Origin of the sequence: Phycicoccus avicenniae, from assembly GCF_050496545.1 — a bacterium.
Lineage (GTDB): Bacteria > Actinomycetota > Actinomycetes > Actinomycetales > Dermatophilaceae > Phycicoccus > Phycicoccus avicenniae_A.
The window spans coordinates 1-16,891 of the sequence record NZ_JBNVZV010000020.1; the positions used below are offsets into that span (position 1 = coordinate 1).

A 16,891-nucleotide genomic window follows, 5' to 3' on the forward strand; every position below is an offset into this window, starting at 1 on the left:
GGGGGGGGGGGGGGGGGGGGGGGGGGGGGGGCGGGCGCGCCCGCCCCGCCCCCCCCCCCCCCCCCCCCCCGGGCCACGGCCACGCCGTCGACGGCGGAGGACTCGAGGTCGATGAGGACGACCCCGTCGCCGCGCTCGATCACGTTGCCGGGGTGGACGTCCCGGTGCGAGACGCCGTGCGCGTGGAGGACGCGCAGGGCGGCGGCCGTGCGCTCGATGGCCGTGTCGACCCATCGCCGGTAGGACGGGCCGTCGGCGCCCGGCACCGCGCCGGGGTGGCCGCTCGCCATGCCGGCGGTGAGGGTCGGGCCGTCGACGTGCTCCATGACGAGGAACTCGCTGTCGCCGGCCTCGTGGTGCGCGACGACCTCGGGGACGACCCCGGTGCCGGCCAGCCGCTCCAGCGCCCGCAGCTCGTGGCGCAGGCGGGTCACGGCGTCACCGCCGGCGAGGTCGAACCCCGTGTGCCGGCGGGCCTCCTTGAGCACGACGCGGCGACCATCGCTCCAGGTGGCCGTGTAGACGCCGCCGGCGTTCGAGCGGTGGACGACGCGGACGTCGCTGACCGGGAGCACCGCCCCGCCGTCCCGCGCGGCAGCCGCGTCCCGCAGGATCGCGACGAGGTCGGGGACGCGGGCGGCGCCCCGGCAGCCGCTGTGCGGGGAGCGGTCGTCCGGGGCGCTGGTGGAGCCGTCCCGGCCCGCCCGGCCCATCGCGGACCGGCCGCTGGCGTCGACGTGGTGCACGCCGCGGAAGGCGCCGAAGCGCACGGACACGGGAGCGCCGTCGACCGGCACGTCGCTGAGCACGCGCCCGCCGGGCTCGCCGGCCAGGAGGACCGAGAGCCGGGCGACGATGCGGGCCAGCGACGGCTCGTCGACCGGGTAGATGGTGACGACCTTGCCGGCACCGCTCGGCTCCGCGTACTTCGCCTGGGTGGCGGCGACGAGCCGCCGGGTGCGCAGGTGCTTGCAGGTGAGGTCCTCGGCGAGGGCCTCCTTCACGACGAGCGGGACGACGTGCTCGGCCCGCGACGGGAGGCACGACACGTGCACCTTCCACCCGGAGTCGGGCAGCATCACCGGGGTCCGGTAGACCCGCCAGGGGCCGTGGTCGCCCACCTCGACGCGCTCCGGCACGACGCTCGGCCCGAGGACGTCGGTGGCGTCCGGGGCCACCTGCCACACGTCGTCGTAGAAGTCGGGGTCCGCGTCGGCGTGGGCGAGGTGGCGATGGTCCATGGGCAGGGCTCCTGCGATCGTGCGGGGACCCCTCCGGTCCCCCCGCCGCCGACCCTTCCGTGGCGCAGGTCACGTCGTCAGTGACAGGTGTCACCGGTCGGGATGACACCTGTCACCAGCCGGGCAGGCCGCGACCCCCGGGCCACGAGGCGGGCTCCGGGGGTCGCGGTGCGGGGCCGCGCGGCTCGTCAGGCGGGCACGAGGGCGGCGTCGCCCACCGGGTCCTTGGCGCGGTCACCGGTGTAGACCGCCTCGTCGAGGATGCCCTCGCGCTTGGCGACGATGGTCGGCACGAGGGCCTGTCCGGCGACGTTCGTCATCGTCCGCATCATGTCGAGCACGGGGTCGATGGCGAGCAGCAGGCCGACGCCCTCGAGCGGCAGGCCGAGCGTCGACAGCGTGAGCGTGAGCATGACGACCGCGCCGGTGAGGCCGGCCGTGGCCGCGCTCCCGACGACCGAGACGAACGCGATGAGCAGGTAGTCGGTGAAGCCGAGGTCGACGCCGAAGAACTGCGCGACGAAGATCGCCGCGAGCGCCGGGTAGATCGCCGCGCAGCCGTCCATCTTCGTCGTCGCGCCGAGCGGCACCGAGAAGGACGCGTACTCGCGCGGGACGCCGAGGTTGCGGGTCGTCACGTACTGCGTGACGGGCATCGTGCCGACCGAGCTGCGCGAGACGAAGGCCAGCTGGAGGGCGGGCCAGGCGCCGGAGAAGAACTTCGCCGGGCTGAGGCCGTGGGCCTTGAGGACGAGCGGGTAGACGACGAGCAGCACGAGGGCGCAGCCGACGTAGACGTCGATCGTGAAGACCGCGAGCGGGGCGAGCAGGTCCCAGCCGTAGGTCGCGACGGCGGTGCCGATGAGGCCGAGGGTGCCAAGCGGCGAGAGCCGGATGATCCACCAGAGCACGGTCTGGACCACGGCGAGGAAGCTCTCGGAGAAGGCGACGAACGGCTCGGCGCGCTTGCCGGTCTTGAGGACCGCGACGCCGATGAGCAGGGCGATGACCACGATCTGGAGGACGTTGAAGCCGAGGCTGACCGAGCCGTCGTCGGAGGTGCTGCCCTCGAGGCCGAGGATGTTCGCGGGGACGATGCCCTGGAGGAAGTCGGTCCACGAGCCGGTCGAGCCGGGGGCCGCGGCGGCCGAGCGGTCGACCGTGGTGCGCAGGCCCGGGTCGGTCAGCAGGCCGATGGTGATGCCGATGCCCACCGCGATGGCGGCGGTGATGGCGAACCACAGGAGGGTCTGGCCGGCGAGGCGGGCGGCATTCGTCACGTCCCGGAGGCGGGCGACGCTCACGACGATGGCGAGGAAGACCAGCGGCACGACGATGGTGCGCAGCAGGCTGACGAAGCTGCTGCCGATGACGTCGAGGGTGGTGGTCAGGCCGTCGTTCGAGGTGGAGCGGGCCAGCCAGCCGAGCAGCGCGCCGAGCACGAGGCCGGCGATGATCTGCGCCCAGAACGGGATCCTGGGGAGGCGGCGGGCCGGGCGGGCCGGCGGCGCGTCGTCGGGGTGGCGGGCGTCGGTGGCGGTCGAGGAAGCCACGGGGTTCCTTCCGGGGGTGGTCGGCAGGGGGCAGGGCGGTGGTCCCACCCGAGGGTCGTCAACACCTGCTTCCGAGGAGGGATTCCCGCGCGAACCGATGACCCGGTCGCAAAGTTCCACGCGGCGGGTGGGACCCATCCGGTCGAGGTGGAACGGGCCCGCGAGGGGGTCCGTGATCACCTCGACCCGGCCGCGCCACCCATCCAGTCGAGGTGGAACAGGCCCGCGAGGGGGTCCGGGATCACCTCGACCCGGCGACCGGGGTCAGGAGTCGCCGCGTGTGAGGGGTGGGCTGAGGACCTCGAGGGTGCCGCGTCGGAACAGCCTGGCCGGTCGGCCGCCGTCGACGGTCGAGGTGCGGTCCGTCTCGTCGAGGAACCCCGGTGTGCGCGTCACCTTCCGGTGGAAGTTCCGCGGGTCGAGGGGGTGACCCCAGACCGCCTCGTACACGGCGCGCAGCTGGGCGACGGTGAACTCGGTGTCGCAGAACGCTGTCGCGAGGGGTGAGTACTCGATCTTGGCCCGGGCGCGCTCCACGCCGTCCCGGAGGATCGCCGCGTGGTCGAAGGCGAGCCGGCGCTCGTCGAGGTCGTCGAGCGGCACGAAGTGCGCGGCCGCGGCGTCGGTGCCCGCCGTGGGTTCCGGCAGGTCGGGGGCCAGCGCCAGCCAGGCGACGGACACGGTGCGCATCCGCGGGTCCCGCCCCGGCGTGCCGTAGGTGGCGAGCTGCTCGAGGTGGACCCCCTCGCCCGTCCCGGTCTCCTCCGCGAGCTCGCGGACGGCGGCATCCGGCAGGTCCTCGTCGATGTGCACGAACCCCCCGGGGAGGGCGAGGCGCCCGGCGAAGGGGTCCTCCCCCCGTTCCACGAGCAGCACGCAGAACCGGCCGGCGCGCACGGTGAGCACGACCAGGTCGACCGTCACGGCGAAGGGTGGGTGGGGCATCCCGTTACGGTACCCCTTGTCGTCATCTTGACGAAAGTGACGGTCGTGGTTTATCGTCAAGTACACGATAAGTCCACGAGGAGGCAGAGATGGCCACCATCACCCGTTACCCGTTCGCCGCCCACCTGCGGAGCACCACGACGATGCACGTCCACCACCTGGCCGGGGGCCGGGTGCGGCACAGCGGTCCTGGGGCCTCGTTCTGGTTCCGGCCGATGTCGGCCGCGATCAGCGAGGTGCCGGTCGACGACCGCGAGCAGTCGGTCCTCGTCCCCGTGCGCAGTGCGGACCTGCAGCAGGTGAGCGCCGCGGGGGTCGTCACCTACCGCTTCGCCGACCCCGTGCTCGCCGCCACCCGCGTCGACTTCGCCGTCGACGTGACGAAGGGGGTCTGGCTGCGCACCCCGCTCGAGACCGTCGGCGGGATGATCCAGGGCGCTGCGGCCGCCGCGGTCACCTCCACGTTGGCCGGGCTGGACCTGCGCTCCGCCCTCGCGACGCCCCCGGCCGAGCTCGCGGTCCGGGTCACGGCCGCGCTCGCCGTCGACGACCGGCTGAGCGCCGTCGGGATCGAGGTCGTCGGCGTTCGGTTCGGTCTCTTGCGGCCCGAGCCCGATGTCGAGCGGGCCCTGCAGACACCGGCTCGCGAGGTCATCCAGCAGGAGGCCGACCGCGCGACCTTCGAGCGGCGCGCCGTCGCCGTCGAGCGTGAGGCCGCCATCGGGCAGAACGAGCTCGCGAACAAGATCGACCTCGAGTCCCGGCGCGAGCAGCTGGTCGCCCAGCAGGGCGCCAACGACCGCCGTGAGGCAGAGGAGCGGGCCGCCGCCCAGGCCGTCACCGTGCGCGCCGAGGCCGAGCGCACCACCGCGCTGGCCGAGGCGTCGGCGCAGGCCCAGCGACTGACCGGGGCCGCCGAGGCCGAGGCCGAGCGCGCCCGCCTCGAGGCGTACGCAGCGGCCTCGCCCGCAGTGCTGCTGGCCCTCGCGGCCCGTGAGGCCGCGGCCAACCTCCCCCACGTAGACCAGCTCGTCCTGACCCCCGACCTCGTGAGCGGCGTCCTCGCCCGGCTCGCCGGCGGCTCCGAGGACGGCGCCCGGTGACCACGCCGAGGGTCGTCGTGGTGCGCCGCCGGACCGAGTACGACGAGCTGCTGGCCCGGCACGGGACCCTCGGGCAGGCGGAGTTCTTCCTCCGCTCCCGGGGGCAGTCGATCCAGCCGGTCCGTGAGCGTCACGAGCGCACGGGGGCAGCCGTCGCCGCGGTCCTCGGCGCGATCCCCGCCGAGTGGCGGCGTGCGGAGGTCGAGCGCGACGAGCTCGCACGCTTCCTCTTCGAGGACGCCGACGTCGTCGCGGTCGTCGGCCAGGACGGGCTGGTGGCCAACGTCGCGAAGTACCTCCGCGCCCAGCCGGTCATCGGCTTCGACCCGCTCCCGGGCACGAACCCCGGCGTCCTCGTGCCTCACGAGGTGGACTCCGCCCCAGCGCTCTTCGCCGCGGTCGTGGAGGGTCGGGCACGGATGGTCGAGCGCACCATGGTCGTCGCCCGCACCGACGACGGCCAGGAGCTGCGCGGGCTGAACGAGGTCTTCGTCGGCCAGCCCGGCCACCAGTCGGCGCGCTACGACCTGGCCTGGCGCGGTCGGGGAGAGACGCAGTCGTCGTCGGGCGTCATCGTCGGGACGGGCACGGGTGCGACCGGCTGGTGCGCCTCGATCGCGCGCACGAGTGCGCCGGACGCGGTGCTTCCTGCCCCGTCCGCCCGCGAGCTGGTGTGGTTCGTCCGCGAGGCGTGGCCGTCGCCGGCCACCGGCACGACCCTGACCGCCGGGCCGTTGGGCCCCGACGAGGCGCTGGGGCTGCGCGTCACGTCGGACTCACTGGTCGTGTTCGCCGACGGGGTGGAGGCCGACCGGCTCGTCCTGGGTTGGGGCCAGCAGGTGACCATCGGGGTCGCCGATCGTGGCCTGATGACGGTGCTCTGACGGGACTAGCCCCCATCCGGTCGAGGTGAAACAGGCCCGCGAGGGGGTCCGGGATCACCTCGACCCGCCGCGTCCTCGCCGTCAGATGAGAGGCGCGAGGCCCGTCACGACGAGGACGGGCTCGCCGGCCTCGTCGGTGGCGGCCAGGTCGAGCTCGGCGGTGATCCGCCAGTCGTGGTCGCCGTCCTCGTCGTCGAGGACCTGGGTGACCTGCCAAAGGCCGTCGCCCTCCTCGACGGAGAACAGCGCCGGGCCGCGGGCCGCAGGACCGGTCGAGACCTCGCCGTACTCGGCCAGGTAGCCCGCGGCGGCGTCCTGCCACTGCTCGGCGGTGAGGCCGCCGTCCAGTGCAGCGAGGGCCTCCCAGCGGCCGAGGGACAGCAGCTCGACCCGTCGGAACATGCTCTGGCGCACCATGACCCGCAGTGCCCGCGGGTTGCCGGACAGCGTGCGCCCCTCGGCGGACGGGCGCACCTCGCCGGCGGGCAGCGCGTCGTCGGGGTGGGCGAGCGACTCCCACTCGTCGAGCAGGCTGGAGTCGGTGCCGCGCACGACCTCACCGAGCCACTCGACGAGGTCGTCGAGCTCCTCGGTGCGCGCCGATGTCGGCACCGTCGAGCGCAGGGCGCGGTAGGCATCGGTCAGGTACCGCAGCACGACGCCCTCGGCCCGGGCCAGCTTGTGGTGGGCGGTGAACTCCCCGAACGTCATCGCGCGCTCGAACAGGTCGCGGACGACCGACTTCGGCGAGAGGTCGCGCGGGTCGACCCAGGGGTGGCGCTGCCGGTAGGTGCGCAGCGAGAGCTCGAGCAGCTCGGCGAGCGGCTTGGGCCACGTGACGTCCTCGAGGGCGTCCATCCGCTCCTCGTACTCGAGCCCGTCGGCCTTCATCGCGGCCACGGCCTCCCCGCGCGCCTCGAACTGCTGGGCCATCAGCACGGGTCGCGGGTCGTCGAGGGTGGCCTCGATGACGCTGACGACGTCGAGGGCGTAGTCGGGCGACTCGCGGTCGAGCAGCTCGAGGGCAGCCAGGGCGAACGCCGAGAGCGGCTGGTTGAGCGCGAACCCCTCGTGCAGGTCCATCGCGACCTGGAACGGACCCTCGTCGTAGCGGCGTCCCTCGCGGCGCAGGAACCGCTCGAGCGGCGGCACCTCGCGCTCCTCGGCCTCGAGTGCGGAGGTGGTCGCCCCGGCAGCCACTTCCGCACTCGACTCGGGCTCCGCTGCGGTCGGAGCGAGGCCGGCGGCCGCCAGGGCCTCGCCGAGCGCCCCGAACGCCCCGGCGTCGACCGGCTGCGGGGCCGGCTCGGGCTCGGCGACGGGCGCGGGCGCCTCGGCCACCTCCGGCTCCGGCGGGATCCAGTCCTCGACCGACGACCCGTCGTCGGGCTCGACGACCCCGGCGCGCAGCAGCGACCCGAGCACCTGCACGGCCCGCTCGACCATCCGGTCCTGCCGCTCGGTGTCCTCGTGGTTGTCGAGGAGCAGCGTGTGCAGCGCGTCCTGCTGGCCCTCCCACTGGTCGAGCACGTTGAGCACCATCGCGTGCGTGACCCGCATCTTCGACGAGAGCGGTTCCGGCGCACCGTCGACGAGCTTCTCGTACGTGGCCTGCGACCACGTGAGCACCCCCTCCGGCGGCTTCTTCCGGACGATGCGGCGCTCCTTCTTCGGGTCGCCGCCGGCCTTCGCGAGGGCCTTGCTGTTCTCGATGACGTGCTCCGGCGCCTGGACGACGACGTAGCCCACGATGTCGAAGCCGGCCCGCCCGGCCCGCCCGGCGATCTGGTGGAACTCCCGCGCGCGCAGCACGCGCTGCTTGCGCCCGTCGTACTTCGCCAGCGAGGTGAGCAGCACCGTGCGGATGGGCACGTTGATGCCGACGCCCAGGGTGTCGGTACCGCAGATGACGGCGAGCAGCCCGGCCTGCGCGAGGGTCTCGACGAGGCGCCGGTACTTCGGCAGCATCCCCGCGTGGTGCACCCCGATGCCGTGCAGCACGAGACGGCGCAGCGTCTGCCCGAACCCCTTCCCGAACCGGAACCCGCCGACGGCCTCCTTGAGGGCGGCCTTGCGCTCGCTGCCGACGAGGTCGACCGACATCAGGGCCTGCGCCTGCTCGACAGCCCCGGCCTGGGTGAAGGACACGACGTAGACGGGTGCCCTCCCGTCGCGCAGGAGCAGCTCGATGGTCTCGTGCACCGCGGTGAGGACCCACTCGAACTCGAGCGGCACGGGGCGCTCGGCCCCGGTGACGGCGACCACCTCGCGGGCGCTGCGCCGGCCGAGGTCGCGCTCGAGCTCGGTGGTGTCACCGAGCGTCGCCGACATCAGCAGCAGCTGGGTGTCGGGCAGGAGGAGCAGCGGCACCTGCCAGGCCCAGCCGCGGTCGGGCTCGCCGTAGAAGTGGAACTCGTCCATGACGACGAGTCCGATGTCCGACGCATCCCGTTCCCGCAGAGCGTGGTTGGCGAGCACCTCGGCGGTGGCGCAGATGATGGGGGCGCCGGGGTTCACGGCGGCGTCGCCGGTGAGCATCCCGACGTTGGCGGCCCCGAAGGTCTCGACGAGGGCGAAGAACTTCTCCGAGACGAGTGCCTTGATGGGCGCCGTGTACCAGGACCGCCGGCCGGTGGCCAGCGCCTGCGCGTGGGCGGCGACCGCGACGAGGGACTTGCCGGATCCCGTGGGCGTGGCGAGGACGACGTGCGCGCCGCCGGCCAGGGCGAGGACCGCCTCCTCCTGCGCTGGGTAGAGCGCGAAGCCGCGCTCGCCGGCCCACTCGACGAACACGTCGAGGGCGGCGTCGGCACCCGGGCCCGAGGCCTCGGCGGCGGCGCCGGTGAGGCGGTCGGTGAGCGTCATCGCCCCCGATCATCCCCCACGGCGCGCCGTCCGCCGAACCCGCGCGCACCGTCCGGGGTCGGGGCTCGTCCCTGCTGGTTACGGTGGCCGGGAGGAAAAGGAGTCCCGATGAGCGACGAGATCTTCTCCGCGTACCTCGGCCGGCGCAAGACCGCATCGGACGCGTTCGTGGCCGGCGACATCACTCCCCTGCACGAGGTGTCGACGGGCTGCGACCCTGCGACCATCCTGGGCCCGGGCGGCGACGTCGTCGAGGGCGCCCGGGCCGTCAACGCCACCAACGCCGCGGGGGCAGCCCGCTTCACCGGCGCCGAGCGCAACGACCTCGAGACGGTGCACAGCGGTGAGGAGGGCGGCCTCGCGTGGTGGGTCGGGGTGCAGCGTTCCGTCGTCTCGATGGTGGGCCGGGACGAGCCGGTGCCGATGGCCCTGCGCGTCACCGAGCTCTACCGCCGCGAGGACGGTGCGTGGAAGCTCTTCCACCGCCACGCGGACACGTTGCGGGAGAGCTGAACCCGCGCGGACGTCACCTCCGGCGTGGGACCTGCGTCGCGCCCACGTGTTCGGTGAGCCAGTCGACGAGAGGCCGGACGGCCCGCCAGTCGGCCCGCACCTGCTCGACGGCCTCCGGGGTGTCGAGCCACGCCGGTGCGCCGTGCCGACGCGACGCGACGAGGTGCTTGTGCCGCATCAGCTCCAGGCGTGGGTGGTCGGCGGCCACACCCCGTGGCCGGGTGGCCACCGTCTCTCCGCCGAGCTCGAAGCCGTCGGCGACCAGCCGGTCGACCACCTGCTGGAGCGCGGTCCCGGACGCCGGCGCGTCGACCGCGGCCCGGTAGCGGGGTGTCTGGTCCGGGCCGGTCGGGTAGAAGCCGCCGCCGGTCATCAGGCCGTCGGCCGAGACCTGGACGTAGAAACCGACGCCGGGGACGGTCGCGGCCAGCGCCCCCTGGTGGTCCTTGTACGGCGACTTGTCCTTCGCGAAGCGCACGTCGCGTTGCGGCCGGTAGAGGTGGGCCTCGCCGAACTCGTGCGCCAGGGCCTCGACGAGCCACTCCATCGGCTCGCGCACCGACTCCTCCCAGCGCGCCCGGTTCGCCTGCCACCACGTGCGGGTGTTCTCGGCCGCGAGCTCCTCGAAGAAGTCGAGCGCGTCGAGGGGGATGCCGCCGCTCACTCCTCCCCCCGGTCGGCGGCGGCCCAGGCCCGCCCGACGAGCTCGCGCAGCACGTCGGTGTCGATGTCAGCGAGGCGTCTGACGTAGAGGCAGCCCTTCCCGGTGGTGTGCGGGCCGAGCCGGGCCAACAGCTCCGCGTTGCTTCCGTCGTACGTCAGGCCGTACAGCGTCAGGGCCGCCTTGCGCGCGGCGAGGCCCACGGCGAACCACTCACTCGTCCTCCCCCCGGCCCCGGGGTAGGTCACGTCACCGAAGCCGACGATGGATCGGCCCCACATCCGCGGCTCGGTGCCCGTCGCCTCGCGGAAGAGGGCCAGCGCCTCCTGGGCGTCCGCGCGGCGCCGTTCGTCGGGGACGGACGCGAGGAAGGCCTCGACGTCACCGTCGTTCGCCGTGGTCTTCCGGCCCCGGGTCCCGCTCGCCATGCAGCCTCCTCCTCGTCTGCCCCCGACGGTAGGACGCCCCTCCGGCCGGCGCCAGTCCCCCTCGTCGAGCCCCGGCGTCTCCCGGACCGTTGCCGTCGCGGGCGGGCGAGGATGGGCCGATGCCCGAAGGCCACACGATCCACGCGCTGGCCGGACGGCTCGAGGCGGCCTTCGCGGGCACGCCGGTGCGCTTCTCCTCACCCCAGGGGCGGTTCGCCGAGTCCGCCTCGGTGCTCGACGGCGCACGCGTCGAGTCCGCCGAGGCGCACGGCAAGCACCTCGCGATCCACGTCGAGGGCGAACGGGTCGTCCACGTCCACCTCGGCCTGTTCGGGCGCTTCGGCGTCCGCCGCCACCGGCGCGTCGACCGCGGCGAGGCCCCCACGGACCTCCCGCTGACCGGCCAGGTGCGGATGCGGATGGTCAACCGGACGCACGTCGGCGACCTGCGCGGGCCCATCGTCTGCGAGCTCGTGGGGCTCGAAGAGTGGCAGGAGGTGGAGGCCGGCCTGGGCGCCGACCCGCTCCGCGGCGAGCGGCTGCCGCAGGAGGTCCTCGACCGGATCGGCCGCAGCCGGCGGGCCATCGGCGCGGTGCTCATGGACCAGTCGCTCGTCGCGGGTGTCGGCAACGTCTACCGCGCCGAGCTCCTGCACCGGCACGAGATCGACCCGCACACCCCGGCCCGGGACGTGCCGACCCGGCTGGTCCACGAGGTGTGGGACGACCTCGTCCGGCTCATGCCGCTCGGGGTGCGCACCGGCCGGATCCTCGTCTCGGACGGGGACGTCGGGCGCGCCGAGGCGCTCCTGGCCGATGGCGGCACGGGCCGGGTCCGGCCCCGGTACGCCGTCTACCGCCGGCACGGGAAGCCCTGCCCACGCTGCGGGGAGACCGTAGTCAAGGAGGCGATGGCCGGCCGCAACCTCTTCTGGTGCCCCGGCTGCCAGGTCTGAGCGGATGCTCCGGGCCGTCAGCCCACGTGCGTGACGGTGACCCGCCCGTCCTCGACGTGCCAGCGCTGGTCGAGGCGCACGGTGTCGAGGAGCCGGCGGTCGTGGGTCACGAGCAGCAGCGCCCCGTCGTAGGCCTCGAGCGCCTCCTCGAGCTGCTCGATGGCCGGCAGGTCGAGGTGGTTCGTCGGCTCGTCGAGCACCAGGGCGTTGACGCCCCGGGCCTGGAGCAGCGCCATGGCCGCACGGGTGCGCTCCCCCGGTGAGAGGCGCCCGACGAGGCTGCTCACCTGGTCGGCGCGCAGCCCGAACTTCGCGAGCAGCGTGCGCACCTCGGCCGAGGTCATCTCGGGCAGCACGGCCTCGAACGCGTCGGCCAGCGGCCGGTCCTCGGAGAGCCCGGTGCGCGCCTGGTCGATGCCGCCCAGCGCGACCGACGCCCCGAGGCTCGCGCGGCCCGAGTCCGGGGCGAGCCGGCCGGTGAGCAGGCCGAGGAGCGTCGTCTTGCCGGCGCCGTTGGGACCGGTGACGCCGATCCGGTCGCGCGCGGCGACCTGCACCGACACCGGCCCGAAGTCGAAGTCCCCCAACCGGACCGCCGCGTCGTCGAGGGTCGCCACGACCGAGCTCGACCGCGGCGCACTCGCGATGCTGAACTGCAGGCGCCACTCCTTGCGCGGCTCCTCGACCTCGTCGAGGCGGGCGATGCGCGACTCCATCTGGCGCACCTTGCGCGCCTGCTTCTCGGCGGAGTCGGCCTGGGCCTTCCGGCGGATCTTGTCGTTGTCCGGGCTCTTGCGCATCGCGTTGCGGACGCCCTGCGAGCTCCACTCACGCTGCGTGCGGGCGCGGCCCTCGAGGTCGGCCTTCGTCGCGGCGAACTCCTCGTAGGCCTCGCGCGCGTGGCGGCGCGCGACCTCCCGCTCCTCGAGGTAGGCGTCGTAGCCGCCGTCGTACACGGCGACCGCGTTCTGGGCGAGGTCGAGCTCGACGACGCGGGTGACGACCCGCGAGAGGAACTCGCGGTCGTGCGACACGAGGACGACGCCGGCGCGCAGGCCACCGACGAAGTCCTCGAGCCGCCGCAGCCCGGCGAGGTCGAGGTCGTTCGTCGGCTCGTCGAGGAGGACGACGTCGAAGCGGCTGAGCAGCAGCGCGGCCAGCGCGGCGCGGGCGGCCTGGCCGCCGGAGAGGGCCGTCATCGGGGTGTCGACCGGGAGGTCGAGGCCGAGGTCGGCGAGCGTCGGGGCGAGCCGTTCGTCGAGGTCGGGGGCGCCGGTCGCCTGCCAGTGGTCGAGGGCCCGGGCGAAGGCGTCGGCGGCGGAGGCCGGTGCGCCGTCGGCCGCCATCGCCGCGGCCGTCTCCTCCATCGTCGCCGTCGCGGCGGCCGCGCCCGTGCGGCGGGCGACGTACCCGCCGACCGTCTCGCCGGGCACGCGCTCGTGCTCCTGCGGCAGCCAGCCGACGAACGCGTCGGCGGGGGCCGCGCTCACCGAGCCCGCGAGCGGTGCGAGGTCGCCCGCGAGGATGCGCAGCAGCGTCGACTTGCCGGCGCCGTTCGCGCCGACCACGCCCACGACGTCGCCGGGGGCGACCGTGAGGTCGAGGGACTCGAAGAGGGTGCGGTGCGCGTACCCGCCGGCCAGGCCCTTGGCCACGAGGTCCGCGCTCATGCCCCGATCGTAGGGTCGCCCCGTTCCGGGCGAGGTGCGCGGGTCCGCACGTGGTGGCACGCGGGGCCGCGCAGGTCGCGCGGACCCCGGTGCGCGCGCCGGCCGTCCGAGGGTGTCCACTGGGGGGATGCGTGCCATCCACCTCTTCGGCGCCGGTGACGTCCGGGTCGTCGACGCCCCCGACCCCTCCCTCCGCCGACCCACCGACGCGATCGTGAGCGTCGTCCGCTCGTGCATCTGCGGCAGCGACCTGCACCCCTTCCACAACGCCGAGCGCGACGAGGCCGGCCACCCCATCGGCCACGAGTTCGTCGGCGTCGTCGAGGAGGTCGGGGCGGAGGTCACTACCGTCCGGCCCGGCGACTTCGTCATCGCGCCGTTCGTCGTCTCCTGCGGCGTCTGCGAGTTCTGCCGCGCCGGCCTCCAGACCTCGTGCGTGCGCGGCGGCTGGTGGGGCGACACGGAGGGCAGCGGCTCCTCCGGCGGCCAGGGGGAGGCGGTCCTCGTGCCCCTCGCCGACGGCACGCTGGTTCCCGTCCCCGGCATCAGCGCGGACACCGACGAGCGGATGCTCGCCTCCCTCCTGACGCTCTCCGACGTCTACGGCACCGGATGGCACGCCGCGCTCAGCGGCGGTGTTTCGCAGGGCAGCACGGTCACCGTCATCGGCGACGGTGCGGTCGGCCTGCTCGCCGTCCTCGCCGCGCGCCAGCAGGGGGCCGAGCGCATCGTCCTCATGGGACGGCACGCGCCCCGCACCGACCTCGGGCGCGACTTCGGCGCCACCGACGTCGTCGCCGAGCGCGGCGACGAGGGCATCGAGGCCGTCCACGACCTCACCGACGGCGGCAGTGCGGTCGTCCTCGAGTGCGTCGGGATGATGCCCGCCTACGAGCAGGCCCTCGGCGTGGTGCGCCCCGGTGGCACCATCAGCCGGGTCGGCGTGCCGCAGTACACCGACGGGCCGGTCGGGCGGGTCCTGTTCTCGCGCAACGTGACCCTCACGGGTGGCGTCGCGCCGACGCGGGCGTACATCGAGCAGCTGCTGCCCGGTGTGCTCGACGGCACGGTCGACCCGGGCCGGGTCTTCGACACGACGATGCCGCTCGAGGAGGGCCCGACCGGTTACGCCGCGATGGACGAGCGCCGCGCCCTCAAGGTGATGCTCCGCCCCTGACCTGCTCGACGCCCGCATCCCGGAGTCGAGTGCGCAAGTGGTCGCCAGGGCAACCACTTCCGCACTCGACTCCGGTCAGGAGGGCTCGGGGAGCTTCCCGCTGCGGGCGACGTCCGGGTCGGTGCACGAGGACAGGTCGAAGCAGCACGGCCGCCGCTTGCCGTGGTCGATCTTGTCGAGGCTCACCCCGACCCGCTTGGCGCGCGTCTCCTCGCTGCGCGTCGCGCCGACCCAGCGGACCCACTCCCACCGGGCCATCGGCGTGATGTCGTCCCACACGTCCCGGATGTGCTGGGGCGCGTGCTCGAGCGCGGCGGCGAGGTCGTCCGGCACCTCCGGCTCCGGCCACTCCTCGGCGACCTCGAGCGCGACCTCGACCGTGCCGTCGGATGCGTTGCGGGGCAGGCGGACCCAGTGACCCCGCCGGCCGTCCGGCTCGACGACGGTGGTGAACGGCTCGCCGTCGAGCGTGCCGGTCGTGGCCACCTGGCCCCGCGACGGCAGCGCGCGGCTGGCCTCCGGGGGCAGCCGGACCAGCCGGGTGCCCCCGACGGTCTCGGGGGTCCCGGTGAAGCGGACGGTGGCGGTCGCGGTACCCGTGGTCACGCGCTCATCCTCGCGGCTCGAGCACCTCGACGGCCAGCACCGTCGGCAGGTGCCGGGCGATCTCGTCCCAGCTCTCGCCCTCGTCGCGGCTGGCGAAGACCGAGCCGCTGTTGGTCCCGAAGTAGACGCCGGCCGGCTCCTGCTGGTCGCCGCTCATGGCCTGGCGCAGCACGGTGAAGAAGCACGCCTCCTGCGGAAGCCCGTCGCGGCGGGCCTCCCACGTGGCGCCGCCGTCGCGCGAACGCCACACGGCCGCAGCGGCATCGGGCGGATAGCGCCCCACCATGTCGCCGTTGAGGGGGAGGGTCCAGACGGTCTCCGGGTCGCGCGGGTGCGCCCACAGCGGGAACCCGAAGGTCGAGGGCAGGCCCTCGGTGACGTCTCTCCACGTCCCACCCCCGTCGGCCGAGCGCCACACCCCGTGGTGGTTCTGCTGGTACAGCACGTCGCCACCCGCGTGCTCGAGGTGGTGCACGCAGTGGCCGACCTCCCCGTCCGACGGGCCGGCCGGGTGGTCGGCGGTCGCGCCCGCCTCGGCAGGCGCGAGGTCGTTCGCCCGCTCCCAGGTGACGCCCCCGTCGCGGGTGACGAAGACACCGGCGGCGGAGATGCCGACCCAGAGCCGCTCGGGGTCGGCCGGGTCGGCGACGATCGTGTGCAGGACCAGGCCCGCTCCCCCGGGGTTCCAGTCGGGGCGGGAGGGATGGTCGGTCAGGCCCTTGACCTCCGACCAGGTGCGGCCGTCGTCGTCGCTGACGAGGAGGGTCGCGGGCTTGGTGCCGGCGTACAGGCGCTCCCCCGCGCGGCGCAGGGACCAGATCTGGGAGAACGCGTCGCCGAACGGTGCCGGCTCCTCGGTCCAGCCGACCATCGCGGCGAAGTCCGGGTCCTTGGCCGCCCACGCGTCGAGCTCGCCCGTGGTCAGCTTCGCGAGCTCCCAGGTGTGGCCGCCGTCCGTGGAGCGCCAGACGCCGGCGCCGGACCAGTCGCCCCCGCCGCCGGCCCACATCGTGCCGGTCTCGGCGTCGCCGACGACGTGGTTGATCGGCCAGCCGTCGCAGTAGGGACCGCGCACGCTCCATCCGTCGCGGTCGGGTCCGCCGTCGAGGACGAAGGCCCCCTTGTTCGTCCCCACGAGCACGTGGATGGCTGCGTCGGTCACGGTCGGCTCCTTCCGCCGGGGTCCCGCCCGGGTGGTGGTCGGGCGGCGCTGTCCAGTCTCCCGAGGCCCCGGCACCCCGGCAAGGGTCGCCGGCGAGTCGAGGGGCTCGAGGGGTTCGACCGGCGCCGGCCCCGGAACTCATCGGTCGGGGAGGGGTCAGCCCCGGGCGCCGCCCGCGCGCTCGGTGGGCAGCGACTCCTGGCTGGCCACCCACGACGCGAGGAGCTTGAGCGCGTCCGAGGTGGGCGTGCCCTCCGCCGCCGTGTAGACGTTGAGCTGGAGCCCGGGCTCGGAGGGGAGCTCCATCGCCTCGAAGTCCAGGTCGAGCCGGCCGACCGCCGGGTGCCGCAGCCGCTTGCGGCCGCTGCGGTGGTACCGCACGTCCTGCGAGGCCCAGCGCTGACGGAACAGCTCCGAGCGGGTGGACAGCTCGCCGACGAGCTCGATGAGGTGCTTGTCGTGGGGGTTGCGCCCGGCCTCGAGCCGGAGCATCGCCGCCGCGTCACGGGCGATCTGGTCGTAGTCGACGAACAGCTCACGCGCCTTGTCCGGCTCGAGGTACACGAAGCGCGTCGTGTTCGCCGGCCGGCGCGGGTCCTCGAGGACGGGGGCGTAGAGGGCGCGGGCGAGCGGGTTCATCGCGAGGATGTCGTGCCGGCCGTTGCGGACCCAGGCCGGCGCGTCGGTGATGGCGTCGATGACCTGCTGGACCGCGGGGCGTACGTGCGGCGGGGCAGAACGGGTCGGCCGGGGGCGGCCCTCACCGGCGGCCCGGGCGAGGGCGAAGAGGTGGTCGCGCTCGGCGTCCTCGAGCTGCAGGGCGCGGGCGAGGGCGTCGAGCACCGACTCGGAGGCCCCGCCGAGACCGCCGCGCTCCATCCGCACGTAATAGTCGACCGAGACACCGGCCAGCATCGCGACCTCCTCACGGCGCAGCCCGGCGACGCGGCGGTTGCCGCCGTAGGCGGGCAGGCCGGCGTCCTCGGGACGGATGCGTGCCCGGCGCGAGCGCAGGAACTCCCGGATCTCGTCGCGCGGGTCGATGGAGGCCATGCCTCCACGGTAGGCGCGGACGCACCCGCGAGGGAGGCACTGGCAGTACCCGGAACGAGCGGGACTCCCGCGCG

The 16,891-nt window shown here is 74.5% G+C and carries 14 protein-coding genes and 1 pseudogene; 5 read left to right on the top strand and 10 right to left on the bottom strand.

The genetic code is table 11. The annotated features are described in order from the left end of the window. From ACQZ2A_RS15525 to ACQZ2A_RS15535, 3 genes and pseudogenes are all read right to left on the bottom strand, one after another. Positions 1-1,241 (bottom strand): annotated as a pseudogene (locus ACQZ2A_RS15525) (hypothetical protein); the annotation flags it as partial. A 188-nt stretch (positions 1,242-1,429) separates the two neighbouring features. Next, on the bottom strand, positions 1,430-2,794 hold the full coding sequence (locus ACQZ2A_RS15530; RefSeq protein WP_430212896.1) for a dicarboxylate/amino acid:cation symporter: 1,365 nt from the start codon (positions 2,792-2,794) through the stop codon (positions 1,430-1,432). A 264-nt stretch (positions 2,795-3,058) separates the two neighbouring features. Next, positions 3,059-3,739: an NUDIX hydrolase gene (locus ACQZ2A_RS15535; protein WP_430212899.1), complete on the bottom strand. Its 681-nt coding sequence runs from the start codon at positions 3,737-3,739 to the stop codon at positions 3,059-3,061. 89 nt (positions 3,740-3,828) lie between these two features. On the opposite strand from ACQZ2A_RS15535, the gene ACQZ2A_RS15540 reads away from it, so the two are divergent. Next, positions 3,829-4,842 (top strand): SPFH domain-containing protein, encoded by a 1,014-nt coding sequence (locus tag ACQZ2A_RS15540; protein ID WP_430212902.1) that lies wholly within the window; start codon positions 3,829-3,831, stop codon positions 4,840-4,842. Continuing rightward, positions 4,839-5,726, top strand: a complete 888-nt coding sequence (locus tag ACQZ2A_RS15545) for a hypothetical protein (protein WP_430212905.1) — start codon at positions 4,839-4,841, stop codon at positions 5,724-5,726. Before ACQZ2A_RS15540 ends, ACQZ2A_RS15545 begins: the two co-directional genes overlap by 4 nt. Positions 5,727-5,807: 81 nt before the next feature. On the opposite strand, the gene ACQZ2A_RS15550 is transcribed toward ACQZ2A_RS15545, so the two are convergent. Then, complete coding sequence (locus tag ACQZ2A_RS15550; protein ID WP_430212907.1) at positions 5,808-8,591, bottom strand: DEAD/DEAH box helicase; 2,784 nt, start codon at positions 8,589-8,591, stop codon at positions 5,808-5,810. Between the two features lie 108 nt (positions 8,592-8,699). Between ACQZ2A_RS15550 and ACQZ2A_RS15555 the strand changes: the two genes are divergently transcribed. After that, positions 8,700-9,104 carry a YybH family protein gene (locus ACQZ2A_RS15555; RefSeq protein WP_430212910.1) on the top strand — a complete coding sequence of 135 codons (405 nt, stop codon included), beginning with the start codon at positions 8,700-8,702 and terminating at the stop codon, positions 9,102-9,104. A gap of 13 nt (positions 9,105-9,117) precedes the next feature. Here ACQZ2A_RS15555 and ACQZ2A_RS15560 read toward each other — a convergent pair whose 3' ends face one another. Then, positions 9,118-9,768 carry a DUF2461 domain-containing protein gene (locus ACQZ2A_RS15560; RefSeq protein WP_430212913.1) on the bottom strand — a complete coding sequence of 217 codons (651 nt, stop codon included), beginning with the start codon at positions 9,766-9,768 and terminating at the stop codon, positions 9,118-9,120. Next, positions 9,765-10,193 carry a DUF1801 domain-containing protein gene (locus ACQZ2A_RS15565; RefSeq protein WP_430212916.1) on the bottom strand — a complete coding sequence of 143 codons (429 nt, stop codon included), beginning with the start codon at positions 10,191-10,193 and terminating at the stop codon, positions 9,765-9,767. The genes ACQZ2A_RS15560 and ACQZ2A_RS15565 overlap by 4 nt, the downstream gene beginning before the upstream one ends. 119 nt (positions 10,194-10,312) lie before the next feature. Between ACQZ2A_RS15565 and ACQZ2A_RS15570 the strand changes: the two genes are divergently transcribed. Continuing rightward, positions 10,313-11,149, top strand: a complete 837-nt coding sequence (locus tag ACQZ2A_RS15570) for an Fpg/Nei family DNA glycosylase (protein WP_430212919.1) — start codon at positions 10,313-10,315, stop codon at positions 11,147-11,149. A 17-nt stretch (positions 11,150-11,166) separates the two neighbouring features. Here ACQZ2A_RS15570 and ACQZ2A_RS15575 read toward each other — a convergent pair whose 3' ends face one another. Continuing rightward, positions 11,167-12,819: an ABC-F family ATP-binding cassette domain-containing protein gene (locus ACQZ2A_RS15575; protein WP_430212922.1), complete on the bottom strand. Its 1,653-nt coding sequence runs from the start codon at positions 12,817-12,819 to the stop codon at positions 11,167-11,169. Positions 12,820-12,946: 127 nt separating this feature from the next. Between ACQZ2A_RS15575 and ACQZ2A_RS15580 the strand changes: the two genes are divergently transcribed. Beyond that, a complete protein-coding gene (locus tag ACQZ2A_RS15580) occupies positions 12,947-13,996 on the top strand; it encodes a zinc-binding dehydrogenase (RefSeq protein WP_430212925.1) in 1,050 nt (349 codons plus the stop codon). Between the two features lie 75 nt (positions 13,997-14,071). Here the strand turns inward: ACQZ2A_RS15580 and ACQZ2A_RS15585 are convergent, their stop codons facing one another. From ACQZ2A_RS15585 to ACQZ2A_RS15595, 3 genes are all read right to left on the bottom strand, one after another. Then, entirely contained in the window at positions 14,072-14,602 is a 531-nt protein-coding gene (locus tag ACQZ2A_RS15585) for a YdeI/OmpD-associated family protein (protein WP_430212928.1), read from the bottom strand. A 4-nt stretch (positions 14,603-14,606) separates the two neighbouring features. Beyond that, on the bottom strand, positions 14,607-15,764 hold the full coding sequence (locus ACQZ2A_RS15590; protein WP_430212930.1) for a WD40/YVTN/BNR-like repeat-containing protein: 1,158 nt from the start codon (positions 15,762-15,764) through the stop codon (positions 14,607-14,609). 156 nt (positions 15,765-15,920) lie between these two features. Next, a complete protein-coding gene (locus ACQZ2A_RS15595) occupies positions 15,921-16,808 on the bottom strand; it encodes a helix-turn-helix transcriptional regulator (protein WP_430213091.1) in 888 nt (295 codons plus the stop codon). Positions 16,809-16,891 lie beyond the last annotated feature (83 nt).